Source organism: Pseudomonas sp. Pse1, assembly GCF_024519635.1.
In the GTDB taxonomy this organism is placed as follows: domain Bacteria; phylum Pseudomonadota; class Gammaproteobacteria; order Pseudomonadales; family Pseudomonadaceae; genus Aquipseudomonas.
In genome coordinates this window covers 39,770-64,763 of sequence record NZ_JALJRO010000002.1, presented here as the reverse complement: position 1 = coordinate 64,763, position 24,994 = coordinate 39,770, and the positions used below count along the sequence as shown (strand labels likewise).

General features: G+C 58.5%; 22 protein-coding genes and 1 pseudogene. 17 read left to right on the top strand and 6 right to left on the bottom strand.

Annotated features, from left to right (window positions below):
* Window positions 1-86: 86 nt before the first annotated feature.
* Window positions 87-1,034: an alpha/beta hydrolase gene (locus NR126_RS02960; protein ID WP_027616939.1), complete on the top strand. Its 948-nt coding sequence runs from the start codon at window positions 87-89 to the stop codon at window positions 1,032-1,034.
* Between the two features lie 59 nt (window positions 1,035-1,093).
* On the opposite strand, the gene NR126_RS02955 is transcribed toward NR126_RS02960, so the two are convergent.
* Window positions 1,094-1,846: a DUF2059 domain-containing protein gene (locus NR126_RS02955; RefSeq protein WP_027616940.1), complete on the bottom strand. Its 753-nt coding sequence runs from the start codon at window positions 1,844-1,846 to the stop codon at window positions 1,094-1,096.
* A 132-nt stretch (window positions 1,847-1,978) separates the two neighbouring features.
* On the opposite strand from NR126_RS02955, the gene NR126_RS02950 reads away from it, so the two are divergent.
* Together NR126_RS02950 and NR126_RS02945 are read left to right on the top strand one after the other, a co-directional pair.
* Window positions 1,979-2,611, top strand: a complete 633-nt coding sequence (locus NR126_RS02950) for a 2OG-Fe(II) oxygenase (protein WP_256829648.1) — start codon at window positions 1,979-1,981, stop codon at window positions 2,609-2,611.
* A 2-nt stretch (window positions 2,612-2,613) separates the two neighbouring features.
* A complete protein-coding gene (locus NR126_RS02945; RefSeq protein ID WP_105753620.1) occupies window positions 2,614-3,099 on the top strand; it encodes a DUF523 domain-containing protein in 486 nt (161 codons plus the stop codon).
* A 12-nt stretch (window positions 3,100-3,111) separates the two neighbouring features.
* Here NR126_RS02945 and NR126_RS02940 read toward each other — a convergent pair whose 3' ends face one another.
* Entirely contained in the window at window positions 3,112-3,885 is a 774-nt protein-coding gene (locus NR126_RS02940; protein ID WP_027616943.1) for a transporter substrate-binding domain-containing protein, read from the bottom strand.
* 131 nt (window positions 3,886-4,016) lie between these two features.
* On the opposite strand from NR126_RS02940, the gene NR126_RS02935 reads away from it, so the two are divergent.
* A complete protein-coding gene (locus NR126_RS02935) occupies window positions 4,017-4,439 on the top strand; it encodes a DUF4399 domain-containing protein (RefSeq protein ID WP_027616944.1) in 423 nt (140 codons plus the stop codon).
* A 59-nt stretch (window positions 4,440-4,498) separates the two neighbouring features.
* Here NR126_RS02935 and serA read toward each other — a convergent pair whose 3' ends face one another.
* A complete protein-coding gene (gene serA / locus NR126_RS02930; RefSeq protein WP_027616945.1) occupies window positions 4,499-5,728 on the bottom strand; it encodes a phosphoglycerate dehydrogenase in 1,230 nt (409 codons plus the stop codon).
* A 204-nt stretch (window positions 5,729-5,932) separates the two neighbouring features.
* Between serA and NR126_RS02925 the strand changes: the two genes are divergently transcribed.
* From NR126_RS02925 to NR126_RS02915, 3 genes are all read left to right on the top strand, one after another.
* Window positions 5,933-7,327 carry an FAD-binding oxidoreductase gene (locus tag NR126_RS02925; RefSeq protein WP_105753622.1) on the top strand — a complete coding sequence of 465 codons (1,395 nt, stop codon included), beginning with the start codon at window positions 5,933-5,935 and terminating at the stop codon, window positions 7,325-7,327.
* 25 nt (window positions 7,328-7,352) lie between these two features.
* On the top strand, window positions 7,353-8,018 hold the full coding sequence (locus NR126_RS02920; protein WP_027616947.1) for a fumarylacetoacetate hydrolase family protein: 666 nt from the start codon (window positions 7,353-7,355) through the stop codon (window positions 8,016-8,018).
* A 223-nt stretch (window positions 8,019-8,241) separates the two neighbouring features.
* The gene (locus NR126_RS02915; RefSeq protein WP_256829646.1) at window positions 8,242-9,159 is read left to right on the top strand and encodes an SdiA-regulated domain-containing protein; all 918 of its coding nucleotides are present in this window, start codon (window positions 8,242-8,244) and stop codon (window positions 9,157-9,159) included.
* A 137-nt stretch (window positions 9,160-9,296) separates the two neighbouring features.
* On the opposite strand, the gene rpiA is transcribed toward NR126_RS02915, so the two are convergent.
* Window positions 9,297-9,971, bottom strand: coding sequence for a ribose-5-phosphate isomerase RpiA (gene rpiA, locus NR126_RS02910; protein ID WP_027616949.1), 675 nt, complete (start codon window positions 9,969-9,971; stop codon window positions 9,297-9,299).
* Window positions 9,972-10,182: 211 nt separating this feature from the next.
* On the opposite strand from rpiA, the gene ilvA reads away from it, so the two are divergent.
* Both ilvA and NR126_RS02900 read left to right on the top strand, forming a co-directional pair.
* Window positions 10,183-11,697, top strand: a complete 1,515-nt coding sequence (ilvA, locus tag NR126_RS02905; protein ID WP_027616950.1) for a threonine ammonia-lyase, biosynthetic — start codon at window positions 10,183-10,185, stop codon at window positions 11,695-11,697.
* A 39-nt stretch (window positions 11,698-11,736) separates the two neighbouring features.
* A complete protein-coding gene (locus tag NR126_RS02900; RefSeq protein WP_027616951.1) occupies window positions 11,737-12,162 on the top strand; it encodes a DUF2269 domain-containing protein in 426 nt (141 codons plus the stop codon).
* A 78-nt stretch (window positions 12,163-12,240) separates the two neighbouring features.
* On the opposite strand, the gene NR126_RS02895 is transcribed toward NR126_RS02900, so the two are convergent.
* Entirely contained in the window at window positions 12,241-12,897 is a 657-nt protein-coding gene (locus NR126_RS02895; protein WP_105753624.1) for an HAD family phosphatase, read from the bottom strand.
* A gap of 143 nt (window positions 12,898-13,040) precedes the next feature.
* Here NR126_RS02895 and NR126_RS02890 point away from each other — a divergent pair, with 143 nt between their 5' ends.
* Together NR126_RS02890 and ptsP are read left to right on the top strand one after the other, a co-directional pair.
* Window positions 13,041-13,520, top strand: a complete 480-nt coding sequence (locus tag NR126_RS02890) for an RNA pyrophosphohydrolase (RefSeq protein WP_007897732.1) — start codon at window positions 13,041-13,043, stop codon at window positions 13,518-13,520.
* Window positions 13,521-13,542: 22 nt separating this feature from the next.
* Window positions 13,543-15,822 carry a phosphoenolpyruvate--protein phosphotransferase gene (ptsP, locus tag NR126_RS02885; RefSeq protein ID WP_027616953.1) on the top strand — a complete coding sequence of 760 codons (2,280 nt, stop codon included), beginning with the start codon at window positions 13,543-13,545 and terminating at the stop codon, window positions 15,820-15,822.
* Window positions 15,823-15,891: 69 nt separating this feature from the next.
* On the opposite strand, the gene NR126_RS02880 is transcribed toward ptsP, so the two are convergent.
* Entirely contained in the window at window positions 15,892-16,638 is a 747-nt protein-coding gene (locus NR126_RS02880) for an NRDE family protein (RefSeq protein ID WP_105753625.1), read from the bottom strand.
* Between the two features lie 125 nt (window positions 16,639-16,763).
* Here NR126_RS02880 and NR126_RS02875 point away from each other — a divergent pair, with 125 nt between their 5' ends.
* From NR126_RS02875 to NR126_RS02850, 6 genes and pseudogenes are all read left to right on the top strand, one after another.
* On the top strand, window positions 16,764-17,546 hold the full coding sequence (locus NR126_RS02875) for a sulfite exporter TauE/SafE family protein (RefSeq protein ID WP_027616955.1): 783 nt from the start codon (window positions 16,764-16,766) through the stop codon (window positions 17,544-17,546).
* Between the two features lie 82 nt (window positions 17,547-17,628).
* Entirely contained in the window at window positions 17,629-18,444 is an 816-nt protein-coding gene (gene lgt, locus NR126_RS02870) for a prolipoprotein diacylglyceryl transferase (protein WP_027616956.1), read from the top strand.
* Between the two features lie 59 nt (window positions 18,445-18,503).
* Window positions 18,504-19,163, top strand: a pseudogene (locus NR126_RS02865) (thymidylate synthase); the annotation flags it as partial.
* A 132-nt stretch (window positions 19,164-19,295) separates the two neighbouring features.
* On the top strand, window positions 19,296-20,528 hold the full coding sequence (locus NR126_RS02860; protein ID WP_256350862.1) for a tyrosine-type recombinase/integrase: 1,233 nt from the start codon (window positions 19,296-19,298) through the stop codon (window positions 20,526-20,528).
* Window positions 20,525-22,900, top strand: a complete 2,376-nt coding sequence (locus NR126_RS02855; RefSeq protein WP_105753627.1) for a tyrosine-type recombinase/integrase — start codon at window positions 20,525-20,527, stop codon at window positions 22,898-22,900. The genes NR126_RS02860 and NR126_RS02855 overlap by 4 nt, the downstream gene beginning before the upstream one ends.
* A complete protein-coding gene (locus tag NR126_RS02850) occupies window positions 22,900-24,993 on the top strand; it encodes a tyrosine-type recombinase/integrase (protein ID WP_105753628.1) in 2,094 nt (697 codons plus the stop codon). The genes NR126_RS02855 and NR126_RS02850 overlap by 1 nt, the downstream gene beginning before the upstream one ends.
* The last annotated feature ends 1 nt before the right edge of the window (window position 24,994 follow it).

Sequence of the window (24,994 nt, the reverse complement as noted above, 5' to 3'; positions counted from 1 at the left end):
GTAGCTTGCCATGCTTGCCACGACAGAAGAATATCGCAGGCCCATAAAGTCTGTTTCGCGCGCTGCGCCTGCTCTGGAATCTCCTCATGGCTGTGACCTTCAATGCCGATCATTTGCGCGCCAGCTTGCAGCCGTTGGCTTGTGCGCAGCCGCTCTCGGACGAGGCGCAGGCCTATCAACGCTTCTATGGCCTGGATTTCGCGCAACGCACGCTGCGTCGTGGCCTCGGACGTTTCGAGGTCGATGGCTACGAGGTCGTCAGCCAGCTTTGGTGGCCTGAACGGGCGAAAGCCACGCTGTTCCTGTTTCACGGTTTCTACGATCACACCGGGCTCTATCGGCACGTCATCGAATGGGCGCTGGAGCAGGGTTTCGCAGTGATTGCCTGTGATTTGCCGGGGCACGGCCTGTCCAGTGGCGAGCGTGCGAGCATTCGCGATTTCGCCGAATACCAGGACACCCTGCAAGGCCTGTTCGCCGAGGCGCGCTCAATCGACCTGCCACAGCCCTGGCACCTGTGCGGGCAGAGTACCGGCGGGGCGATCGTCATCGACCACGTGCTCAACCAGGGCGTCGACAGCCCGGCACAAGGCCAGGTACTGCTGTTATCGCCGCTGGTGCGGCCACGTGCCTGGGGGTGGTCGCACCTGAGTTATTACCTGCTGCGGCCTTTCGTCAAAGGCATTGCCCGGCGCTTCAGTGAGAACTCCAACGACCCGGCGTTCCTGCCGTTCCTGCAGGCCGATCCGCTGCAACCATTGCGCCTGCCGACCGCCTGGGTGGGGGCGCTGGCGCGCTGGATCAAGCGCATCGAAGCAGCGCCGGCGAGCCCGCGGCGTCCGTTGATCATTCAGGGGATGGCCGACATGACTGTGGATTGGCAACACAATCTGCAGGTGCTGGCGGCCAAGTTCGATCGGCCGCAGGTGCTGAAGTTGCCGGAGGCGCGGCATCATTTGGCGAATGAAACGGCGGCATTGCGGGAGGAGTATTTTGGGTTTTTGAGTCGGCGGATCAAGGGCCGGAATTTGTAGTGTCTGTTAAACCGCTATCGCGAGCAGGCTCGCGATAGCGGTTTAACAGACCGCGTAAATTACGGAGCCAGACTCGAAGCACTTTGCCCCACCGCCAACCCCGCCCGAATCGCCGCCAGCGCCGCTTGGTAATAAGCCTTGCCTTCGGTGGATTCAGCGAAGTTGGCAAACTCCTCAAGCTCGGCATCCGACAGGTCGCGATAGACGTACAGCAGGGTGTTGTTGAGGTCGCTGCCGATCTGTTCCATCAGGCGCTGGCGCTGGCCGTTGAGCATGCTCTGGGCCTGGCCGCCGCCGAGCAGGCCGGGAATCATCTGGCTCAGGCTGTCCGCCGCCACACCGGCAATCGCCAGGCTGACTTCGGCGCCGGCTTCGCGGGCTGGCAGCGCCTGGGCCAGGTGGCCGACGATCAACTGGCGGGTGTCGCTGGCTTCGATCTTAGGCAAGCCCTTGGCGTTCTTCGCCAACTGATCGCGGCGCGTCGCCAGCAACTCAGCGGCAATGATCTTGCGCCCCAGCGCCGACTGGAAAAACGCCAGCGCCGGCTTCGGGTCGGCGAGATTCTTGCGCAATTGTGCCTGCGCGCGCTGATCCACAGCCTGTGGCGCAAAGCGCTGGTTGCTGTTGTTGACCAGCGCCTGGAACACCGCCGGCGGCAGACTGTTTTGGTAGCGTTGTTGGGCGGCAGTGAGGGCATCGCTGAAATGCGCGCGCTGGTCCGGCCAGCCAGCGACCTTGTACAACTGGTCGTAGCCGTCTGCCCAGGAGGGGAAAGTACAGAGCATCAACAGTGAAAAAAGCAAACGGCGCATAAGGACTCCTGTCGGCAGTCGACTATTCTCCGGGGCCAGACACAGGTTGTCGAGAATTCGTATCAGGTTCACCTGCATATCCGACGATCCTCCGCTATCCGGCACTGTCGGATTTGCTGGCGCAGGAATACTATGCGCGCCATGCCCATACCCTCTGATCACCCGCTATTGCTGCGTATCGTTGACGACCTCGCCACTCACGGCTGGTCGCAGCAGAACCTGTTCCTGCCTCTGGCTTTGACCGGGGAGCTGGCGGCCGAGTGCCGTAAACGTGCGGCCGAGGGCGAACTGGCGCCGGCGGCGGTGGGCCGTGGCCCCGCTTCGGAGGTTCGCGAGGGTATTCGCGGCGATCATATTCAATGGCTGGAGCCCGGCCAGGCCGATGCCTGCGATAGCTATCTGAGCTTGATGGACAGCCTGCGCGAGGCGCTCAACCGTGGCCTGTTCCTCGGTCTCGAGGACTTCGAAAGCCACTTCGCCCTGTACCCGCCCGGCGCCTTCTACCGCCGCCACGTTGACCGCTTTCGCGACGACGATCGGCGCATGGTCTCGGCGGTGATCTATCTCAACGATGCCTGGATGCCGGAGCATGGCGGTCAACTGCGTATGTACCTGGAGGACGACGCGGCACACGATGTGGACCCTGTGGGCGGCTGCCTGGTGGTGTTTCTTTCGGGCCAGGTGCCCCATGAGGTATTGCCGGCAACCCGCGAACGCTTGTCGTTGACCGGCTGGTTTCGCCGTCGCGGCAACGATCCATTTTGAGCATGCAGAAAATTCTCGTCAGCCGCTGCCTGTTGGGCCATCGCGTGCGCTACGACGGCGGCGCCAGCGGACCATTCGATCAGCTGCAGCAGTGGATCGCCGAAGGTCGGGTGGTGCCGTTGTGCCCTGAAGTGGCGGGCGGCTTGCCTACCCCTCGGGCGGCGGCTGAGATTCCGGGCGGACAGGGTGTCGAGGTGCTCGACGGCAGTGCCCGGGTCATCACCACCGAGGGTGAAGATGTCAGTGCCGAGTTCCTGTCCGGTGCGCGGCAGGCTCTGGCGCTGGTGCAGCAACATGGCATCCACATCGCCGTGCTCAAGGCCAACAGCCCTTCATGCGGCAACCTGCTGACCTATGACGGCACGTTCAGCGGGGTCAAGGTCAGCGGTGAGGGCGTCACCGCCGCCTTGTTGAGCCGTCACGGGGTCCGGGTGTTCAACGAATCGCAACTGGCCGAAGCGGCCAGCGCCCTGGCAGCGCTGGACTGAGGGCCGGCCTGGTCAAGGCTTCGGTGGCTGGGTTGCATCCATGCCGAACCACTTCTCGGACAAGGCCATCAGGCGTCCGTCTTTCTTGATTCGCTCCAAAGCCCCGGCGAGGGTCGCCTGGAATGCCGGGTTGCCTTTCTGGAACGGGATCACCAGGCTCAGCGTCGGGCCGATTTTTGCCCCTTCCTTCACCGGCAATCGGCTGTCGCGGATTGCGTAGGGAATCAGCAGGCGATCGCTGATGGCCGCGTCCAATTGTTTGTCCGCCACTTCCTTGAGCGGCTGTTGCGCATCCGGGTAACTGCGCAGGTCGACGCCTTCGACACTGCGCGCTTGATCGACAAACTGACTGCCCTGGGCCACGCCCAGCACCTTGCCATTGAGCGCCGGTAACGAGCCCAGCGGACGTTGTTCTTCCTGGCGCACGATCAATTGTGCGCTTGAATAGCTGTAAGGTTCGCTGATATCGAAACGATCCTTGAGTTCCGGGGTCAGTGCTATGTGGTTGATGGCGATATCGTAGCGGCCGCTCTCGACACCGGGCAGCAGGTCGGTGGAGTCGGTCACCACGAAGTCGGCGCGTACATCCAGCTCGCTGGCCAGCAGTTGGCCTAGCTCGACTTCGAAGCCGGTAAGTTTGCCGTCGTCCTTATAGTTGAAGGGCGGAGTATTGGCTTCCAGGGCGATGCGCAGTTCACCGCGATCGTTGACGTCGTCGATCAGTTCAGCGTGAGCAAGGGGGCTCAGAAGGGGCAGCAACAGCATCAGGCCAGGCAAAAAGCGCATGGTCTCTCCTTGATTCGTTATGTGCGACGCGCTGCTTCGGCGCGCTTTGCTATGGTGTTGAGGTCCTTCGACAACAAATTGCTACGAAGTTGTCACATTCATAAAGATTAAGCATAAAACTGGAGAAAAGAATGAAAACCTTTATGTCACGTGCTGTTTTTGCAGGGATGCTGCTCGGTGCTTCGATGCTGGCCAGCGCCGCGACGCCTGCTCCGGAGGGCGCTAAGGTCTCCATTGTTTCGCCGGCAGATGGCGGCACCGTGCCGCAGACCTTCCAGATTAAGTTCGCTGTCGAAGATGTCTCCCTGGCCCCGGCAGGTGATGCCACCCCCAATTCCGGTCACCACCACGTGCTGATTGATACCGCCCCGATTGCCGCTGGCAAAGTGATCCCGGCTGATGCCAACCACGTGCATTTCGGCAAGGCGCAAACCCAGGGCGAACTGACCCTGACCCCTGGCGAGCACACCCTGCAACTGGAGCTGGGCGACAAGAATCACATGGCGTTCGACCCGCCTATCCTTTCGGAAAAGATCACCATCACGGTCAAGTAAAACGTCCAGGCGAAAAAAAGGGAGCTCCGCGGAGCTCCCTTTTTATTGACGCTTGAGCGTTAGAACAGCACGCGGCAACGAATAGTGCCGTTGATGTGCTGCAGCTTCTCTTGCGCCAGGTCCGAGTACTCGGCGTCGACGTCGATCACGACGTAGCCGACTTTCTCGTTGGTCTGCAGGAACTGACCGGAAATGTTGATGCCGTTTTCGGCGAAGACCTTGTTGATCTCGCTCATCACACCCGGGATGTTCTCGTGGATGTGCAGCAGACGGTGCTTGCCAGGGTGAGCCGGCAAAGCCACTTCCGGGAAGTTCACGGACGATACCGAAGTACCGTTGTCGCTGTACTTCACCAGCTTCTCAGCGACTTCCAGGCCGATGTTGGCTTGCGCTTCAGCGGTGGAACCACCGATGTGCGGGGTCAGGATCACGTTGTCCAGGCCACGCAGCGGGCTCTCGAACTCTTCGTCGTTGGAGCGTGGCTCGACCGGGAACACGTCGATGGCAGCGCCGATCAGGTGCTTGTCCTTGATCGCAGCGGCCAGGTGGTCCAACTCGACCACGGTGCCGCGCGCGGCGTTGATCAGGATCCCGCCTTTCTTGATTGCGCGGATTTCCTTCTCGCCGATCATCCACTGGGTCGCAGCGGTTTCCGGTACGTGCAGGGTGACGATGTCGGACATGCCCAACAGCTCGTGCAGGTTGCCGACCTGGGTGGCGTTACCCAGTGGCAGCTTGGTCACGGTGTCGTAGAAGTACACCTGCATGCCCAGGCCTTCAGCCAGGACCGACAGTTGAGTACCGATCGAGCCATAACCGACGATACCCAGCTTCTTGCCACGGATTTCGAAGGAGTTGGCCGCGCTCTTGATCCAGCCGCCACGGTGGCAGGAAGCGTTCTTCTCGGGGATGCCACGCAGCAGCAGAATCGCTTCGGCCAGCACCAACTCGGCAACGGAGCGGGTGTTGGAGTACGGCGCGTTGAACACGGCAATACCGCGCTCGCGGGCGGCGTTGAGGTCCACCTGGTTGGTGCCGATGCAGAAACAGCCGACAGCCACCAGCTTCTTCGCGTGATCGAAGATCTCTTCGGTCAGTTGAGTACGGGAGCGAATGCCGATGAAGTGCGCATCAGCGATCTTTTCCTTGAGCTGGGCTTCCGGCAGAGAACCTGTGAGGTACTCGATGCTGGTGTAGCCCGCCGCCTTGAGGACGTCGACAGCCGATTGGTGGACGCCTTCGAGAAGAAGGAACTTGATCTTGCTCTTATCGAGAGAAGTCTTGCTCATCTGCGTAAACCTGTATCCCGGAGAAAAATGGCAGGAGATAGCCAGCAGATGCTGACCCGGACGGCAGGAAAGCCGTCGCCGCAGAACAGCCTTTGGGCACTATGCTGCGGGGTCGGTATGCTAGCATATGCGCCCCGCTAAACACTCATTCCTGCGACGTGAAGCGTTCTCAGGATGACCATGAATTGTTCGAGAGTTCTGTCGATGACCAATCCTGCCCTGATTGATGAGCTGAAGACCCTGGTTGAGCCTGGCAAGGTGCTGACCGACGCCGACTCCCTGAATGCTTACGGTAAGGATTGGACCAAGCATTTCGCCCCGGCCCCGACTGCCATCGTGTTCCCCAAGACCACCGAGCAGGTCCAGGCCATCGTCCTGTGGGCCAACAAACACAAAGTGGCGCTGGTGCCGTCCGGTGGTCGTACCGGGCTGTCCGCCGCTGCGGTGGCGGCCAATGGCGAAGTGGTGGTGTCGTTCGACTACATGAACCAGGTCCTCGAGGTGAACCTGACCGACCGCACGGCCATATGCCAGCCAGGTGTGGTCACCAAGCAATTGCAGAACGTTGCGGAAGAAAAGGGCCTGTACTACCCGGTGGACTTCGCTTCGTCGGGTTCCAGCCAGATTGGCGGCAATATCGGCACCAATGCCGGCGGGATCAAGGTGATTCGCTACGGCATGACCCGCAACTGGGTGGCCGGCATGAAAGTCGTCACCGGCAAGGGTGATGTGCTGGAACTGAACCGCGACCTGATCAAGAACGCCACCGGCTATGACATGCGCCAGCTGTTCATCGGCGCCGAAGGCACCCTGGGCTTCGTGGTCGAGGCGACCATGCGCCTGGATCGCGCGCCGAAAAATCTCACCGCGATGGTGCTCGGCACCGCTGATTTCGACTCGATCATGCCGGTGCTGCACGCCTTCCAGAGCAAGCTGGACCTGACTGCCTTCGAGTTTTTCTCCGACAAGGCCCTGGCCAAAGTCCTCGATCGCGGCGACGTACCGGCGCCGTTCGAATCCGACTGCCCGTTCTACGCGCTGCTGGAATTCGAAGCGACCACCGAAGAAGTGGCCAACCACGCCCTGGAAACCTTCGAGCACTGCGTGGAGCAGGGTTGGGTGCTGGACGGCGTGATGAGCCAGAGCGAAACCCAGCTGCACAACCTGTGGAAACTGCGCGAGTACATCTCCGAGACCATTTCCCACTGGACCCCGTACAAGAACGACATTTCGGTGACCGTGTCGAAAGTCCCGGCGTTCCTCAAGGAAATCGACGCGATCGTCGGCGAACACTACCCGGATTTCGAAATCGTCTGGTTCGGCCACATTGGCGACGGCAACCTGCACCTGAACATCCTCAAGCCGGAAAACCTCAGCAAGGACGAGTTCTTTGCCAAGTGCGCGACCGTGAACAAGTGGGTGTTCGAAACCGTCGAGAAGTACAACGGTTCGATTTCTGCCGAGCACGGCGTCGGTATGACTAAGCGCGATTACCTGACCTACAGCCGTTCGCCGGTTGAAATTGAATATATGAAAGCAGTAAAAGCGGTATTCGACCCGAACGGCATCATGAACCCGGGCAAGATCTTCGCCGTTTGAACAAACCTTGAGGCAGGAGGCGGTAATGAGCTATCAGCACCAGTATGTCGACGGTACCCGCATTCATTTCCCGCTCGGGAAAGTGGTGTGCATCGGGCGTAACTACGCCGAACACGCCAAGGAACTGGATAACCCGGTGCCGACCGAGCCGCTGCTGTTCATCAAACCGGGCAGTTGCGTGGTGCCGCTGGAAGGCGGTTTCGCAATTCCCACTGAGCGTGGCTCGGTGCATTACGAGGCGGAAATCGCTGTGTTGATCGGCAAGCCCTTGTCGACCAAACCGAGCGTCGAGGAAGTGCTGGACGCGATCTCCGGCTTCGCCCCGGCCCTGGACCTGACCCTGCGGGACAAGCAGGCCGAGCTGAAATCCAAGGGCCTGCCGTGGGAAATCGCCAAGTCATTTGACGGTGCGGCGGTAATCGCACCGTTCGTGGTCGGCAGCACCTTTGCCGACCTGACCGACATCGGCATTCGCCTGACCATCAACGGTGAAGTGCGCCAGGACGGCAACAGCAGCGCCATGCTCAACCCGATCGTGCCGATGATCCAGCACATGGCCGGTTGCTTCTCGCTGCAGGCCGGCGACGTGATCCTCACCGGCACCCCGGTGGGTGTCGGTCCGCTGAACGTGGGTGATGAGTTGGTGCTGGAACTGCCGGGTGCCAGTCGTTTTACCAGTAGCGTTCGCTAAATCCAGCCTGAACGGAACCCTTGTAGGACCTGGCTTGCCAGCGAAGATAGCCAGGACACCGCGTTTCATCGGGGGTGGACTGGGCATCGTTGACGTTTTTCGCTGGCAAGCCAGCTACAGGGTGTTTTCCTGCAAGGTTGTAGGCAATGGCCTACGGCTATTAAGCTTGAATTCATCCAGGCGTGATATTTCATCCGCCCGTTTCGCTTTTGAGCCCGCCTGAATGCGCCGACTTGCCCGTCCCAAACCGCTTGCCTTGATTCTGTTGGTCGCCGTCGTGCTGGCGCTGGGCGTGGCGGGCCAGTATTACCGTCTCTACGAGCGCGCCTGGTTCAATCTGCAAAGCTGGCTGCACCCGCTCTCCGAGCAGTCGATGGCGCTCAATGATTACCGAGTGGTGATCGAAGCCAAGGTGATTGACGGCCTGGACGACGACGTCTCGGCGTTGACCTTCGATCCAGTGCGCAACAGCCTGTTCACCGTGACCAACCAGAATTCCGAGCTGATCGAAATGTCCCTCGATGGGCGCATCCTGCGGCGGATTGCGCTGATCGGCTTTGGTGATCCAGAGGCTGTGGAGTTCATCAGTGCTGACACTTATGTGATCAGCGATGAGCGTCAGCAGCGTTTGATCAAGATTCACCTGGAGGAGGGCACGACCTTCCTCGATGCCGCCGATGCCGAGCAGATGACCCTGGGCATGCACATGACCCGCAACAAGGGCTTCGAGGGCCTGGCCTACGACTCCAAGGGCAAGCGTCTGTTCGTCGCCAAGGAGCGCGACCCGATGCTGATCTACGAAGTGCAGGGCTTCCCGCATTACAACCCGGAAAAATCCTACGCCGTGCACGTGATCAACAACCCCAAGCGGGATGCCGGGTTGTTTGTGCGCGACCTGTCGAGTCTGCAATACGATGAGCGCAGCGGCCACTTGCTGGCACTGTCGGATGAGTCGTTTCTGGTGCTGGAGCTGGATATCGACGGTCGGCCGCTAAGCACAATGTCATTGCGTAAAGGTCAACATGGCCTGCAGAAGACCGTGCCGCAAGCAGAGGGGATCGCCATGGATGACGAGGGGACGCTGTACCTGGTGAGCGAGCCGAACCTGTTTTATGTGTTCAAGAAGCCATCTCAGCCCTAACCGACACCACAAAAACCATTGCAGGAGCCAGCTGGCTGGCGAGGGCGGTCTTTGCGTCAATACATAGGCTGACTGACACACCGCCTTCGCCGGCAAGCCCGCTCCTGCGGGTGTTCATGGGTCGGCAGAAATGTGAATTACTTGGCCGTCAGGCTCTTCACACCCTCACTGGTCCCCAGCAACAGCAGGTCCGCCGGGCGGGCGGCAAACAGGCCGTTGGTGACCACGCCGACGATGGCGTTGATCTGCTTCTCCAGCTCCACCGGGTTGGTGATCTGCATGTTGAACACATCAAGGATGATGTTGCCGTTGTCGGTCAACACGCCTTCACGGTACACCGGGTCGCCGCCCAGCTTGACCAGTTCACGGGCCACGTGGCTGCGGGCCATCGGGATGACTTCGACCGGCAGCGGGAAAGTACCCAGGACTGGTACCAGTTTGCTGGCGTCGGCGATGCAGATGAAGGTCTTGGCCACGGCGGCGACGATCTTCTCGCGGGTCAGGGCTGCGCCGCCGCCCTTGATCAGGTTCAGGTGCTCGTCGCTTTCATCGGCACCGTCGACGTAGAACTCCAGGTCGCTGACGGTATTGAGTTCATACACCGGAATGCCGTGACCCTTTAGGCGTGCGGCAGTGGCTTCGGAGCTGGCGACCGCGCCGTCGAACGCGCCCTTGTGCTGGGCCAGGGCGTCGATGAAGCAGTTGGCGGTGGAGCCGGTGCCGACCCCGACGATGCTCTTGTCGTCGAGTTTGGGAAGGATGAAATCGACGGCGGCCTGTGCCACTGCCTGTTTGAGTTGATCCTGGGTCATGCGGGCTCCGAAGTGCCGAAGTAGGGTTGAAAGGCCGGCATTATAGGCCTCGCTGCGGGCAAGGTCATTGCCCGATTGGCGGGTGCGACAGTGTGTCTGGGCGCGCAATGCTTCATCCCGGGGCTTAAAGCCACCGGTTTGGTGTGGTCGCCCGGGCAAAAGCCGGGTTAGACTCCTTGGTCCTGCCCAACCCGCTCAGTGATGCCTTCCGATGCTTGAACAGTACGTCAAAAAGATCCTCACCTCGCGCGTTTATGACGTTGCCGTAGAAACCCCTTTGCAGACTGCTCGCCAGCTCTCCGAGCGGCTGGGCAACACGATTTGGCTCAAGCGCGAAGACTTGCAGCCGGTGTACTCGTTCAAGATTCGCGGGGCTTACAACAAACTCACCCAGCTGAGCGACGAAGAACGCTCCCGTGGCGTGGTCACGGCCTCGGCGGGCAACCATGCCCAGGGCTTGGCGCTGGCCGCCAAGGTGCTGGGGGTCAAGGCCACCATCGTGATGCCCAAGACCACTCCGGAAATCAAGGTCGAAGGCGTACGCTCCCGTGGCGGCAAAGTGGTGCTGCACGGCGACTCTTTCCCGGAGGCCCTGGCGTATTCGCTGAAGCTGGTCGACGAAAAGGGCTACGTCTACATTCACCCTTACGATGATCCGCACACCATTGCCGGGCAGGGCACGGTGGCGATGGAGATTCTTCGTCAGCACCCGGGGCCGCTGGACGCGATCTTCGTGCCGGTCGGCGGTGGTGGCCTGATCGCCGGTATCGCGGCCTACGTGAAGTACCTGCGCCCGGAGATCAAAATCATCGGCGTCGAGCCGGACGACTCCAACTGCCTGCAAGCGGCCATGGCTGCTGGTGAGCGCGTGGTGCTGCCGACCGTGGGCATCTTCGCCGATGGCGTGGCAGTGGGGCAGATCGGCCAGCACACCTTCGATATCTGCAAGGATTATGTCGACGAAGTGATCACCGTCAGCACTGACGAAATCTGTGCGGCGATCAAGGACATCTACGACGACACCCGGTCGATCACCGAGCCGGCCGGCGCCCTGGGCGTGGCCGGGATCAAGAAGTACGTGGAGCAGCGCGGCGTCACCGGGCAGACCCTGGTGGCCATCGACTCTGGTGCCAACGTCAACTTCGACCGCCTGCGCCATGTCGCCGAGCGCGCGGAATTGGGTGAGGGCCGTGAAGCGATCATCGCCGTGACCATCCCCGAGAAACCAGGCAGCTTCAAGGCGTTTTGCGAGGCCATCGGCAAGCGGCAGATCACTGAATTCAACTATCGCTACAGCACTGGTAGCGAAGCGCATATTTTCGTTGGCGTGCAGACCCATCCGGAAAACGACCCGCGCAGTGGGCTGATCGCCAGTCTGACTGAGCAGGGATTCCCGGTGCTCGACCTGACTGACAACGAATTGGCCAAGCTGCACATTCGCCACATGGTCGGCGGACGTGCGGCCCAGGTGGTCGATGAAGTGGTGCTGCGCTTCGAATTCCCTGAGCGTCCGGGTGCCTTGTTCAACTTCCTGCACAAGCTCGGCGGGCGCTGGAATATCTCGATGTTCCACTACCGCAACCACGGTGCCGCTGATGGCCGTGTGGTCGCGGGCCTGCAAGTGCCCCATGACGAGCGTCACCTGGTGCCGGCAGCTCTGGAGCAGATCGGTTATCCGTACTGGGACGAAAGCGACAACCCGGCCTATCAGCTGTTTCTTGGCTGAACGGCTACGCTGATGGGCAGGAAATAAGGAAATCAGACAATGGAAACGTTAACCGCCCTGAAAATGGCGCACATGGTCGCCACTGTGGTCTTGCTGGCCGGCGCGTTGGGGCTGGGCATCTGGGTTTTTCTGGCGCGGCGCAAAGGTGACACGACGGCGGGCGGCCGTACCTTGCAACGGCCACGGGTGTTTGTCTGGTTGCTGATGGGCCTGGCTTTGTTGAGCATGCCGTTCACCGGCTGGTGGATGGTGCACCTGGTTGGCTGGCCGCTGGGACAAACCTGGCTGCTGGCCTCCAGCGTGTTGTACACCGTGGCGGCGTTGGCCTGGTTCTGGCTGCTGGTGCGCCTGAACAAGCTGCGCAAGGCGCCGGGCAGTGTGGGCAAGTTCAGCTTTGCCTTGGCGCTGGTCAGCTTTGTCTGCTTTATCGCAATTGCCGGGTTAATGGGGGCCAAGCCGGTTTAAGGTTTTAGACCGCGTCGACCCCATTCGCGAGCAGCGGAACGCCGCCCGGGCGGCGTTCCGCTGCTCGCGAAGACATTATCAGCCACGCAGACTGATCACCGGCCACCCACGCCGCTCAGCCTCAGCCCGCAGATTCGGATCAGGATCCACCGCCACCGGATTCGCCACCTGCTCCAGCAGCGGCAGATCGTTCATCGAATCGCTGTAAAAGAAGCTGCCTTCGAGCGACAAGCCGGTTTCTTCCAGCCAACGATTCAGACGCGTCACCTTACCTTCACGGAAGCACGGCACGTCGGTGCTGCGTCCGGTGTAGCGACCTTCATGCATTTCGCATTCGGTGGCGATCAAGGTGTCCACGCCCAATAGCTCGGCAATCGGCCCGGTGACGAAGCGGTTGGTGGCGGTGATGATCACCAGCTTGTCGCCAGCGTCGCGATGCTTGGCCAGCAATTCCACGGCCTTGGGCAGCATCAGCGGCTCAATGCAGTCGCGCATGAAGTCGCGGTGCCATTCATCGAGTTGGGCCATCTCGGTACGGCCGAGGATTTCCAGGCAGAAGTTCAGGTACTCGGCGTTGTCCAGCTTGCCGGCCAGGTAGTCCTGGTAGAACTCATCGTTGCGCGCTTTGTAGGCGATGGGGTCGAGGATCTCTCGTTCGCACAGGTAGTCGCCCCATGCGTGATCGCTGTCGCCGCCCAAAAGCGTATTGTCGAGGTCGAATAAAGCCAGGCGCATTGCAGTTACCCGCTGATTAGTCTGTAAAAAGGCGATAAGAATACGGTCTTTTCACAAGAGTGCACATAAGGTAGGAAGCTTCGTTGCCGCCCTGACAATCTTTGTGGAACAATGCGGCGACATGCGTTTGCGAGGTTGTTGCCGTGATCGACCCCGATGGTTTCCGCCCCAATGTGGGGATCATTCTGACGAATGATGCCGGCCAGGTGCTATGGGCTCGCCGTATCAATCAAGATGCCTGGCAGTTTCCTCAAGGTGGTATCAACCCTCAGGAAACGCCGGAAGACGCTCTGTACCGCGAGTTAAACGAAGAAGTCGGCCTGGAGCGCGAAGATGTTGAAATTCTCGCCTGCACGCGTGGCTGGTTGCGCTATCGTTTGCCGCAACGTCTGGTCCGTACCCACAGCCAACCGCTGTGCATCGGCCAGAAACAGAAATGGTTTCTTCTGCGCCTGATCTCCAATGAGCAGCGGGTGCGGATGGATTTGACCGGTAAACCGGAATTCGATGGCTGGCGCTGGGTCAGCTATTGGTATCCGTTGGGCCAGGTGGTGACATTCAAGCGCGAGGTGTATCGACGCGCTCTCAAAGAGCTTGCCCCGCGCCTTTTAGCGCGCGACTGACGACGGAGTTCGACCCCGAGCCATGCTCAATACGCTGCGCAAGATCGTCCAGGAAGTTAACTCCGCCAAGGATCTCAAGGCGGCGTTGGGCATTATTGTATTGCGCGTCAAAGAGGCCATGGGCAGCCAGGTCTGCTCGGTCTATCTGCTCGACCCCGAGACCAACCGCTTCGTGCTGATGGCCACCGAGGGCTTGAACAAGCGCTCGATCGGCAAGGTCAGCATGGCACCCAACGAAGGTCTGGTTGGCCTGGTCGGTACGCGCGAAGAACCGCTGAACCTGGAAAACGCCGCCGATCACCCGCGCTACCGCTACTTCGCCGAAACCGGTGAAGAGCGCTTCGCCTCCTTCCTCGGCGCGCCGATCATTCACCACCGCCGCGTCGTCGGCGTGTTGGTTATCCAGCAAAAAGAACGCCGTCAGTTCGATGAAGGTGAAGAAGCCTTTCTCGTGACCATGAGCGCCCAGCTCGCCGGTGTTATCGCCCATGCCGAAGCCACCGGCTCGATCCGTGGGCTGGGGCGTCAGGGCAAAGGTATCCAGGAAGCCAAGTTTGTCGGCGTGCCGGGTTCGCCGGGCGCCGCAGTCGGTACTGCAGTGGTCATGCTGCCGCCGGCAGACCTGGATGTGGTGCCCGACAAGAGCATCACCGATATCGACGCCGAACTGGCCCTGTTCAAGACCGCCATTGAAGGCGTGCGCGCCGACATGCGCGCGTTGTCGGCCAAGCTCGCCACCCAGCTGCGCCCGGAAGAGCGGGCCTTGTTCGACGTCTACCTGATGATGCTCGACGATGCCTCGCTGGGCAGCGAAATTACCGCCGTGATCAAGACCGGCCAGTGGGCCCAGGGCGCCTTGCGTCAAGTGGTCACCGATCACGTCAACCGCTTCGAACTGATGGACGACGCCTACCTGCGCGAGCGTGCATCGGACGTCAAGGACCTTGGCCGGCGCCTGCTCGCCTATTTGCAGGAAGAGCGCCAGCAAAACCTGGTCTACCCGGAAAAAACCATTTTGGTCAGTGAAGAGCTGACCCCGGCGATGCTCGGCGAGGTGCCCGAAGGTACGCTGGTCGGCCTGGTCTCGGTATTGGGTTCGGGTAACTCCCACGTGGCGATCCTTGCGCGGGCCATGGGCATCCCGACGGTCATGGGGCTGGTGGATTTGCCGTACGCCAAGGTCGATGGCATCGACTTGATCGTCGATGGCACCAAGGGTGAGGTCTACACCAACCCCAGCGACGTGCTGCGCAAGCAGTTCGCCGAAGTGGTGGAAGAAGAGAAACAACTGGCCCTGGGCCTCGACGCACTGCGCGACTTGCCGTGTGTGACTGTCGACGGTCACCGCATGCCGCTGTGGGTCAACACCGGTCTGCTGGCCGATGTCGCACGGGCGCAAAAGCGCGGCGCCGAAGGGGTGGGCCTGTACCGCACCGAAGTGCCGTTCATGATCAACCAGCGCTTCCCCAGTGAAAAGGAGCAGTTGGCGATCTATCGCGAACAGCTCGCGGCCTTCCACCCGCAACCGGTGACCATGCGCAGCCTGGACATCGGCGGCGACAAGGCCCTGTCATATTTCCCGATCAAGGAAGACAACCCGTTCCTCGGCTGGCGCGGGATCCGCGTCACCCTCGACCACCCGGAAATCTTCCTGGTACAGACCCGCGCCATGCTCAAGGCCAGCGAAGGCCTGAACAACCTGCGCATCCTGCTGCCGATGATTTCCGGCATTCATGAGCTGGAAGAGGCCCTGCACCTGATCCACCGGGCCTGGGGCGAAGTGCGCGACGAAGGCACCGATGTGCCGATGCCTCCGGTCGGGGTGATGATCGAGATTCCGGCAGCGGTTTACCAGACCAAAGAGCTGGCGCGCCAGGTGGACTTCCTGTCGGTGGGCTCCAACGACCTGACTCAGTATCTGTTGGCCGTGGACCGGAACAACCCTCGGGTGGCCGACCTTTACGACTACCTGCATCCAGCCGTGCTGCAAGCCTTGCAAACGGTGGTGCGCGACGCTCACGCCGAAGGCAAGCCGGTGAGTATCTGCGGCGAGATGGCTGGCGATCCGGCCGCTGCGGTGCTGTTGACGGCGATGGGTTTTGACAGCTTGTCGATGAACGCCACCAACCTGCCGAAAGTGAAGTGGATGCTGCGCCAGATCAATCTCGATTGGGCGAAGGATTTGCTGGCGGAACTGATGACCATTGATAACCCGCAAGTTATCCACAGCTCGCTGCAGTTGGCCCTGAAAAACCTCGGGCTGGCGCGGATGGTTAATCCGGCTTCGGTGAAGGTTTCGTAAATCGGCGTTGCGACATTCGCGAGCAGGCTCGCTCCTGCAGGAGAGAGCCTGCTCGCGGTAAGGCCGACCTCAAACCCTGATCTCAACCTCCCCCAAATGCCCGCCAAACGGCCCAAAACTGCGCTCCACCATCCACCGCGAACCATCCGCCTGCACGATCAATGCGGTACTCGCTCGGGTGCCATAGCTCTGGCTGGCAATAAACACGCTCGATAGCAGACTCTCGGTGGCCAGGCCCACGCCGGTATCCGGCAGATCGGCGAACGGCGCGGTCTGCGGATCGCCCAGCAGAGCCAGCAGCGCCTGCGGCTGCGGGTCGTCGAGGACTTCGGTCAGCGCGGCCCGTGCCTTGAGCAACTTGGGCCAAGGTGTATCCAGTCCGGCATTCGATACGCCGTAGATCCCTGGCTTCAGCTCCCGCGCCTCGCTCTGCTCAGCGTTGTAATGCCAGAGTTCGCGGCGATTGCCGATCAGCAGGTTGAAGCCGGCATATTCAACCGATCTGCTGACAACGTCGGACAAATAGTCGGCGATCGACAGATCACCGGTGAGAAAACGCGCCACCAGTTCACCCCGTGATTTGCGCGCCGGCGGCTGGTGCGGATTGCGGATATTGGTCAGCGCGGCAAAGCGCCCGTCGGCACCAATTCCCAGCCAGGTGCCGCCGGCTTCCAGGTCGCGCCCGGCGTGCACCTGCGGCGATTCCGGCCAGGATGCCAGCGGCAGGCTGGGGCGGGCGTAGAACTCGTCACGGTTGGCGGCGACCACCAAGGGGGTGGCGTGATCCGGGCGCCAGGCAAAAACAATCAGGCACATGAGAGGGTCCTTGGGTGTTTTTTGCTCACTGTACCCAGACATCGCCCGTCGATCCATCGGCATACGCAGTGGAGGGTTGGGGTCTGCATCCGTTACCATGCCGCTCTTATTTCGGGGGTGCAGGCATGGAATTTCTGCTCTATCTGCTGTTGGGCGCCTGTGCGGGCGTATTGGCGGGGTTGTTTGGGGTCGGTGGCGGGATCATCATCGTGCCGGTTCTGGTGTTCAGTTTCACCTTGCAGGGCTTCGACCCTTCGGTACTGACTCACCTGGCGGTGGGCACTTCGTTGGCCACCATCATCTTTACCTCGATCAACGCGGTCCGCGAACACCAGCGCAAAGGCGCGGTGCGCTGGCCGATCTTTGCCTGGATGACCCTGGGCATCCTGCTCGGCGCCGGTTTCGGCGCGTTGACGGCCGAAGCGATCTCCGGGCCCAATTTGCAGAAAATCATCGGTGTGTTCGCCCTGGTGATCGCCGTGCAAATGGCCCTGGAGCTCAAACCCAAGGCCAGCCGAACGGTGCCCGGCAAAGTCGGTCTGACCCTGGCCGGCAGTGTGATCGGCTGGGCCTCGGCGATTTTCGGGATTGGCGGTGGTTCGTTGACTGTGCCGTTCCTGACCTGGCGCAGCGTGCCGATGCAGCAGGCAGTGGCGACCTCGTCCGCCTGCGGCCTGCCGATCGCTTTGGCAAGTGCATTAAGTTTCATGATTCTGGGCTGGCATGATCCGCTGTTGCCCGCTCATAGTCTGGGTTTCATCTATCTGCCGGCGCTGCTGGGCATTGCCCTGACCAGCATGGTGTTCGCCCGCTTTGGCGCGCGATTGGCCCACAAGCTGTCGCCGCGTTTGCTGAAAAGACTGTTTGCCGCTTTGCTGTTGTGCGTGGGCTTGAGCTTCCTGCTCTGACACGCGGCGCAATCCTGGCTTAATCCCGGCGTGGCAAGTTCGCGCCAGGAATTTTAGGTTTCAACTCTAACGAGGAGTCGCAATGCTGCCTTACCCGCAGATTGACCCGGTGGCCCTGGCCATTGGCCCGCTGAAAATCCATTGGTACGGCCTGATGTACCTGGTTGGCATTGGCGGAGCCTGGCTGTTGGCGTCGCGCAGGTTGAACCGCTTTGATCCGACCTGGACCAAAGAGAAGCTCTCCGACATGGTGTTCTGGATGTCCATGGGGGTGATTGTCGGTGGCCGCCTGGGCTATGTGCTGTTCTACGACCTGAGCGCCTACCTGGCCAACCCGACGCTGATTTTCGAGGTGTGGAAGGGTGGCATGTCGTTCCACGGCGGCTTCATCGGGGTGATGCTGGCGGCGTTGTGGTTCGGCAAGAAGAACGGCAAGTCATTCTTCCAACTGATGGACTTCGTCGCACCGATGGTGCCGATTGGCCTGGGCGCCGGGCGTATCGGCAACTTCATCAACGCCGAATTGTGGGGCAAGGCCACCGACGTGCCGTGGGCCATGGTCTTCCCGGCGTTCAGCGACCCGGCGCAATTGCCGCGTCACCCCTCACAGCTGTACCAGTTTGCCCTCGAAGGCGTGGCGCTGTTCGTCATCCTCTGGTTGTTCTCGCGCAAGCCGCGGCCGACCATGGCGGTGTCCGGGATGTTCGCGCTGTTCTACGGGATCTTCCGCTTTATCGTCGAATTCGTTCGCGTGCCGGACGCGCAACTGGGCTACCTGGCCTGGAACTGGCTGACCATGGGCCAAGTGCTGTGCGTGCCGATGATCGTCGGCGGGCTGTTCCTGATCTGGCTGGCTTATCATCGCGCCCCGGCGGCGCCGGTTACCCCGGCTGCCTGACACGCCGCTCTACATTGGAATCCCGGGCGATCCCCGGGATTCAAGGACACAGGTAATACATGAAGCAATATCTCGATCTGGTCGCCCACGTCATCAAGAACGGCACCAAGCAAGCCAACCGCACAGGTGTGAACACCATCAGCTTTCCCGGCGCGATGCTGCGTTATGACCTGCAGGATGGTTTTCCGGCCATCACCACGCGCAAGATGGCCTTCAAATCGGCCATCGGCGAGATGTGCGGTTTCCTCCGTGGCGTCAACAACGCCGCCGAATTCCGCGCCCTGGGCTGCAAAGTCTGGGACCAGAACGCCAACGAAAACGCGCAATGGCTGGCCAACCCGTTCCGCCAGGGTGAAGACGACCTGGGCGAAATCTACGGCGTGCAATGGCGCAAGTGGCCGGCCTACAAGCAGATCCCGCTGAGCAACCCGGCGGCCATCGAGCAGACCCTCAACCAGGGCTACCGGCAGATTGCCGAAGGCGAGGAAGACGGCCAGGCCTACGTGGTGTTGTACAAGGCCATCGATCAGATCCGCCAATGCCTCGACACCATCATCAAGGACCCGGGTAGCCGGCGCATCCTGTTCCACGGCTGGAACGTCGCCCAACTCGATGAAATGGCCCTGCCGCCGTGCCACCTGCTGTACCAATTCCACCCGAACGTCGAGACCAAAGAGATTTCCCTGACGCTCTACATTCGCTCCAACGACCTGGGTCTTTTATCGGACGTAGGAAAAAGCGCACAGTACGTGTTCCTAGCCTAAAAAATTTGTCTTTCATGCGACTTCATCTTGACCTTGACAAGCTGCACATTCTGCATAGGATGGGCGGCCTTCAAAAAGGGGTAGTCGGTGAAGGTTGTAGTCAAAGAGAAGCAGTTGCTCGACCTGGGTGGGTCGATGCTCAACGAGGATGGGCCTACAGTGGCAGACCAGGTGTCTGTGACTGCGGTGGGGCTGTTCGATTCAGAAGAGAGGTTAGTCCCGCTTGTAAGCGAGTACCTGACCTACGCAGTACGCAGTGCCAACCTAGCGGCCCTGTCCGCCGAGACGTACGGGCGTAACATTGGTTACCTTCTCGAGCACATGAAAGGCACGCCTACTTTCAAAAGCTCGTCCTATGACGAAATACTTCTTGCCGTAAGTAAGCACAACATTCAGCGCTACTATTCCCACTTGCGCGAAGTTGATAGTTTGACCTCAACTACTATCCGTAACAGGGATGCTTGTTATATGGCCCTGTTCAACGATTTCTTGTGTGTTGCAGGTAAACAACGATCTGCTGTGCGGGAGGACAATCCTTATGCCGGTGGATTTCTTTCGCCGCCTCCGAAGAAAGATTTGGTATATCCCTGTTCCATGCGGGAGCTCAAAGCGCTTATTGAGTATGCCAGTAGCGAGAGGGAGCGTTGCCTAATCCAAACTATCTTTGATGTGGGCTTGCGTCGAAGTGAAGTTGGTAGGGTCACCCTAGGGGCCGTGAATAAGGCTTTGGGGTTCGCTCAAGCTAACTTTGTTCCAGATGACGCACTTGATTGGGTGCATCCTGATTATTGCCCGCTGTATATTGATGGAAGCAAGGGGCGTGGTAAGGAGTTCAAACCGCGATACTCAATCGTGAGTCGAGCTGTGCTCGAGCGTATTAAGCGTTACCACGCTTCTCCTTTATTCAAGAAGCACGCTCGCCGTTACGAAAGTGCGGATGTAACTCCCTGCTTCTTCAATTCAGAGGGACGACCTTTCAATCCTGACGCTATTAGCAAACTGCTTGAGCGACTTTCTAAGCGTGCCGTTAAGAGCAAGCGACTTGAGCGTATGGTCTCGCCACATAAGCTTCGTCATGGCCATGCGTATGCGATTTTGACTAGCCCAGACTTTGGCGATAACTACCTCGACAAACTTCTAATGGCGCAGAAATCCCTCGGCCACGAAGACGCATCCACGACAGGGATTTATACCAGGTTGCCACAGGATATTTTTCATCTGGTTTGCCCGAACACGGGAGAAGTTTCGACCAAGGCAAAAAGCATGGCGGATCTTGCTGCGCAGACGACATTGAAGATCAGGTTGGGAGATAAGAAATGAATATTTCAGTACGTGCAGTTGAAAGTGGCAAGATCATCAGGTGGCTTAGAGAGCTGGAAGAAAATCCGCTCAATTACTACCAAGTCGAGCTCGCCGACGATTCCAGTGGGAAGTACGCTCCACTCATGCTGAGTGAGTCCTATATTGCTAGTAAGGATCTCGATCCATCAATCGAGATGTTCGAGCTTGCAGAGCAGAAACTCATCCTTAACATGCTCATTGATGGTGTTATTCACCAGGGAGAAACCGCTGCTGGCTGCAACTGGCGTTTGAAGTTGTTGGGCTGGTACAAGTCTCTTTCCCAAGAAGAAAAGCTCGAGTTGCCCATTTACGGCAACAAACTTAGTCTCACAAAGGCTGTTGAGCCGATTGTGGGGCTTGAGTCGATCAAGCATGGCTTCAGTCAGTATGAAGGCGTCCGTCTTGCGTACGATGAAATCAATCTGGATCTTCAATTCCTGGGCGTGGCCTCAACGGATTACATGACCGTTAAGGAACGAATTGAGTCCAAGGAAGAGTTTGTGCCGCAGGAGAGTGCTCTTGTGGATTTCAAACGCCTCAAAATGCTTGATTTCGCTACCTTGGACGACCTCGAGAAATCTTCTGAAGATAGGCCATTCAACGATCTGAAACATGCGTTTGCGACCGCTTCTCTGGGGACTACCAGCGACTCAGGAGCTAGCAATTACCATGAGGGGTTTAGATGGTTCACCAAGCTCCTTGTTGGGCGTGGCTTCAGGGGAATGGAGCCGCTGACTGAGTTTCTTGATCCATTTATCCTCCCTCTGTTTCGCTCGTACCTTGAGCGGCAGATTGTTGCGGGTGACCTTTCTCCAGTCTCCGCCAATACCTTGATTAGCGCCGCCCGGATCACCTTGACGACCATTAAAAACATCAAAGGTTACACGGGATCAGATTTCATCAACTGCCAAGGATTCGATGCTGACCGCGTCACTGATCAGTACCGTCCCTATTCGAGCGCCGAGCGTGTTCGTATTTCTGAGAGCGTTGAAGAGGATATCCTGCACTACAACACCCTTTCTCAGCCGTATCAGAAGAGCGGCATTGGTGAGGATCCTCTCTGCAAGGATGGGCGCTTGAAGCCAGGCCTCAACACCCTCGACAGTGCTCGTTGGATTTTTGAGAACAAGCTGAGCTGTTCTCATGCTGGCTACGATCAGAAGGATAGTGACGATCCTTATGTTTTAGGTTTTCTTCGACTCGTTAAGCGTTCTGGCGTCAGCCTGCGGGAGGTGGTGGAAGGTTGGGGTGCTCACTACCGAATCGATTCGACCGTTATTGCTCCGTATGCCATTAAGCTCGCCCAAGTCACCGGGTTGAACGCTGACTCAATCAAGCTTCTTGATGTGGATGATTATGAGCCTAGGCACCCGCTTACCGGTCGCCCCTGCCTGAGGTACTGGAAAGAGCGCTCCGAGGGTGGAAAGGTGATGCACCTTGATATTTTTGAGGCTGATATCACCTGGCTTACCACTGCTCAATCCAGGGCTGTTGCCAAAGTGTTTGAAGACGTTAAAGCACTGACAGCTTCGCTGCGCGAGTCTGCTCCCGAGGCCGTGCGCGACAAGCTATTCATCTGGCAGTCCAGTGCGCGGATCAGCTTTCTTGAGATCAAATCTTTTGCAACTGCGAAGGACGGGGCCTTGGGGGTAGTCTTCGCAGCATATTCTAAGCGTAAAGCCCTACTGGACAGCTCTGGTCAGCCGTTGAGCCTTTCGCCTTCCCGGCTGCGCCCTAGCTTCATCAGCGAACTGGTGGAGCGGGACGTACCCGTCCGCGAGATCCAGCTGATTTTGGGCCACAAACATATCGAGACTACCCTAGCCTACCTGGATCGTATGGACTTCAACCACATCGCACGCTCCAAACTGGATGTGGCGCTCAGGGAACTCCATGAGTCGGCAGCCGAGGCGTTTGATCAGGGCCCGAACAAGGATGCTGAGGCCAACCTGATCGACGTCGTGAATCTCGATGGGCCTCAGGTAGTTTTCAAAACGCCGCTGGCGAGCTGTCGTAATATTTTCAACCCGCCAGAGTTCATCAAAAAACTGAGTACCTATGTACCTGGTAGCCCATGTGCGCTGTACAACATGTGCCTAGGATGTGAGAACGTTTTGCTCACTGCGTCTAGTTTGCCGGAGCTGTTCGCGATGGAGCGGGACTACCTTAAGCTTATGGAGGTATCTCGGATCATGGACACACCCTATGGCCGCGTAGTGCGCGAAAACTTGGCTCTGTTGGATGGCATCCTCAACTCAAACTCTGATTTTACTCCTAAGGAATTGGCCGAAGGCCGTCGTCTTTCCGAGTTTGTAGATACAACTGTGCTGGTTGATGGGGTGGGGATGTGATGATGGAACAAACGAATTTCTCCACCCTGTTAACGTTTTCGAAGTTTCGCTTTAGCTTGTCTTTGCTACAGGGAGCGGCTATTGCTTCTGAAGAAGAGAGCGAGCAGCAGGAAGCCTTGGCTTTTCTGGCCTATCTCAATGCCTTGCAGGTATCTGAACTCTCTGAATTCCTGGACGGGGTCTGGGACTTCAATGCGGATTACCCAAATGCATCCCGTTATATTCGTGGATCCAAGCTTCGGATTGATTTTACGAAGTACCCCAACATTCCAGAGTTGGCGATCCTTGAGCTTAAAGCTGCGTTCATGATCATTCTCAAGGCGCTGAGTGGAGTTCCAGCGGAGGGTCAATCCGTCAGTGCAAACAAGAAACCGCCAAAGCCCAATTCGTTGATCACTGACTATGAGTGCGGGCTTCGGTTTTTGGATAAGGTTTATTCCGTCGCTGCTATTGAACTTGGAAAAGAGCACGTTGATCGTGAGCTGATCTCAATTCAATGTTTATCTGCGCATTTTTATGCAGCAGCTGCGGAGGATTTTGATTATGTATACGATGGGAACACTGAAAAGCTTTTCAAGCTACTAAAGTCAGGCTATCTGCAAGCGAACGTGTTCGGTGCAAACCTACCACTCGTGGACTTTACCAAGTTAAAGTGGAAAGTCCTTGGTGGTAAACATCGCCCTGCAAAGGATGCTGAAAAAAAGTCCCAAGTATTACCAAACACCGTCTTCGAAATTTCATCTCAAATGGCCTCGCTATCCATTGTCGACTTTTTGGATGCTATGGGTGAGAACGTAATTGATACTGCCAGCCTCAAACGCCGCAACGCAAAAGATTATTTTCCTGCGCAAATGAATGGGTTGAACCCGCTGAAATTTAACCTGTATGTCTATAATCGGCTGGTGAATAAGGGCTTCTCGAAGGAGGAAGCCTCTAGGTTATTGGACAGTGATGTCATGGGTTCAAGCAACCTGTTCTCGATGAATGCTAACTATGCGGTTAGGCAATATGCAAAAATCACCGGCTCGCCATTTAATGATGAATTCAGGTTGTATATGAATTTCGTCAACTATTCGTGCCTCTACATTATTGGCCAGTACACAGGGATGCGTCCGTCTGAATATGCAGAGCTGCTCGCTAGTTCTAGCCTTCGCCCTGATGGCCGCTACTGGGTGTTGGCAAGCAATGTGAGCAAGCACCAGGACAATCTTGTTGAGTTGTTTGATGATTTTTGGCTCGCCATCCCCATTGTTCGTGATGCTGTTCGGGTGTGTCAGTTAATCAGTAAATACAAGAACAACGACTATATCTTTTCGAATGTGGATACGGTCGCTTTTGGGGAGCAAGGGAAGCCATTTTCTGCCGGCGCAACCAAGCTCACACTGGAAAAATTTTTCGAGCGTATCTTGCCGCCGGAGACTTTTGAGGAGCTTGACTTCAACGCCTACATGATGCGCCATACCTTGGCTTATCAGCTTTATCGTGCCGACTTGGGTCTGCCGTTTATCTCTCACCAGCTTAAGCACTTCGGTGAGATCGTAGGTGTGGGGCATTCAGATCGCGGGTTTAGTAAGACCACCCTGCTCTATGGCGAGATTGCCGACCGAATATCCAAGGGTGGTGGTGCCCGGAAGACGAAAGGTAGGTCGCTTCGTCAGGATGCGGAAATTGAAAGCATTCAACAGCGCTTCGACCCTGACGGCAGCTACGCAGGCGTGAATGCTGAGGCCCATAGGGAAAGCCTCAGGAAGGTTTTCCGAGGTTACATGGCCTCTGGGCACACCAAGGACGATATTTTTGAGGCTATGCTCGACCAGCACATTGCGGTTATCAACGTGGGCTCTGGCTTCTGTTATGGTGGCGGCGCGGATGAGTTCGACAGTTCCCTACCTTGCATTGGCGGGCTTCGTTGTAACCCTAACCGTTGCCAGAATGCCATCGTCAGCAAGGCCAACGCGCCGGCTTGGCGAGACGTTTATTACCAGAACAAGGCGATGCTCGGCAATCCAGCGTATGCACACACACATGCGCAGAACAAAGCCGCGATGGAGGAAGCTTATGGCGTCCTTCAGTTGCTGGAAGAGGAGCTCTGAG

What these genes read in the sequence shown, in the direction of transcription:
- NR126_RS02960 (WP_027616939.1), top strand. Translation starts at nt 87, where the DNA reads ATGGCTGTGACCTTCAATGCCGATCATTTGCGCGCCAGCTTGCAGCCG.
- NR126_RS02955 (WP_027616940.1), bottom strand. Translation starts at nt 1,846, where the DNA reads ATGCGCCGTTTGCTTTTTTCACTGTTGATGCTCTGTACTTTCCCCTCC.
- NR126_RS02950 (WP_256829648.1), top strand. Translation starts at nt 1,979, where the DNA reads ATGCGCGCCATGCCCATACCCTCTGATCACCCGCTATTGCTGCGTATC.
- NR126_RS02945 (WP_105753620.1), top strand. Translation starts at nt 2,614, where the DNA reads ATGCAGAAAATTCTCGTCAGCCGCTGCCTGTTGGGCCATCGCGTGCGC.
- NR126_RS02940 (WP_027616943.1), bottom strand. Translation starts at nt 3,885, where the DNA reads ATGCGCTTTTTGCCTGGCCTGATGCTGTTGCTGCCCCTTCTGAGCCCC.
- NR126_RS02935 (WP_027616944.1), top strand. Translation starts at nt 4,017, where the DNA reads ATGAAAACCTTTATGTCACGTGCTGTTTTTGCAGGGATGCTGCTCGGT.
- serA (WP_027616945.1), bottom strand. Translation starts at nt 5,728, where the DNA reads ATGAGCAAGACTTCTCTCGATAAGAGCAAGATCAAGTTCCTTCTTCTC.
- NR126_RS02925 (WP_105753622.1), top strand. Translation starts at nt 5,933, where the DNA reads ATGACCAATCCTGCCCTGATTGATGAGCTGAAGACCCTGGTTGAGCCT.
- NR126_RS02920 (WP_027616947.1), top strand. Translation starts at nt 7,353, where the DNA reads ATGAGCTATCAGCACCAGTATGTCGACGGTACCCGCATTCATTTCCCG.
- NR126_RS02915 (WP_256829646.1), top strand. Translation starts at nt 8,242, where the DNA reads ATGCGCCGACTTGCCCGTCCCAAACCGCTTGCCTTGATTCTGTTGGTC.
- rpiA (WP_027616949.1), bottom strand. Translation starts at nt 9,971, where the DNA reads ATGACCCAGGATCAACTCAAACAGGCAGTGGCACAGGCCGCCGTCGAT.
- ilvA (WP_027616950.1), top strand. Translation starts at nt 10,183, where the DNA reads ATGCTTGAACAGTACGTCAAAAAGATCCTCACCTCGCGCGTTTATGAC.
- NR126_RS02900 (WP_027616951.1), top strand. Translation starts at nt 11,737, where the DNA reads ATGGAAACGTTAACCGCCCTGAAAATGGCGCACATGGTCGCCACTGTG.
- NR126_RS02895 (WP_105753624.1), bottom strand. Translation starts at nt 12,897, where the DNA reads ATGCGCCTGGCTTTATTCGACCTCGACAATACGCTTTTGGGCGGCGAC.
- ptsP (WP_027616953.1), top strand. Translation starts at nt 13,543, where the DNA reads ATGCTCAATACGCTGCGCAAGATCGTCCAGGAAGTTAACTCCGCCAAG.
- NR126_RS02880 (WP_105753625.1), bottom strand. Translation starts at nt 16,638, where the DNA reads ATGTGCCTGATTGTTTTTGCCTGGCGCCCGGATCACGCCACCCCCTTG.
- NR126_RS02875 (WP_027616955.1), top strand. Translation starts at nt 16,764, where the DNA reads ATGGAATTTCTGCTCTATCTGCTGTTGGGCGCCTGTGCGGGCGTATTG.
- lgt (WP_027616956.1), top strand. Translation starts at nt 17,629, where the DNA reads ATGCTGCCTTACCCGCAGATTGACCCGGTGGCCCTGGCCATTGGCCCG.
- NR126_RS02855 (WP_105753627.1), top strand. Translation starts at nt 20,525, where the DNA reads ATGAATATTTCAGTACGTGCAGTTGAAAGTGGCAAGATCATCAGGTGG.
- NR126_RS02850 (WP_105753628.1), top strand. Translation starts at nt 22,900, where the DNA reads ATGATGGAACAAACGAATTTCTCCACCCTGTTAACGTTTTCGAAGTTT.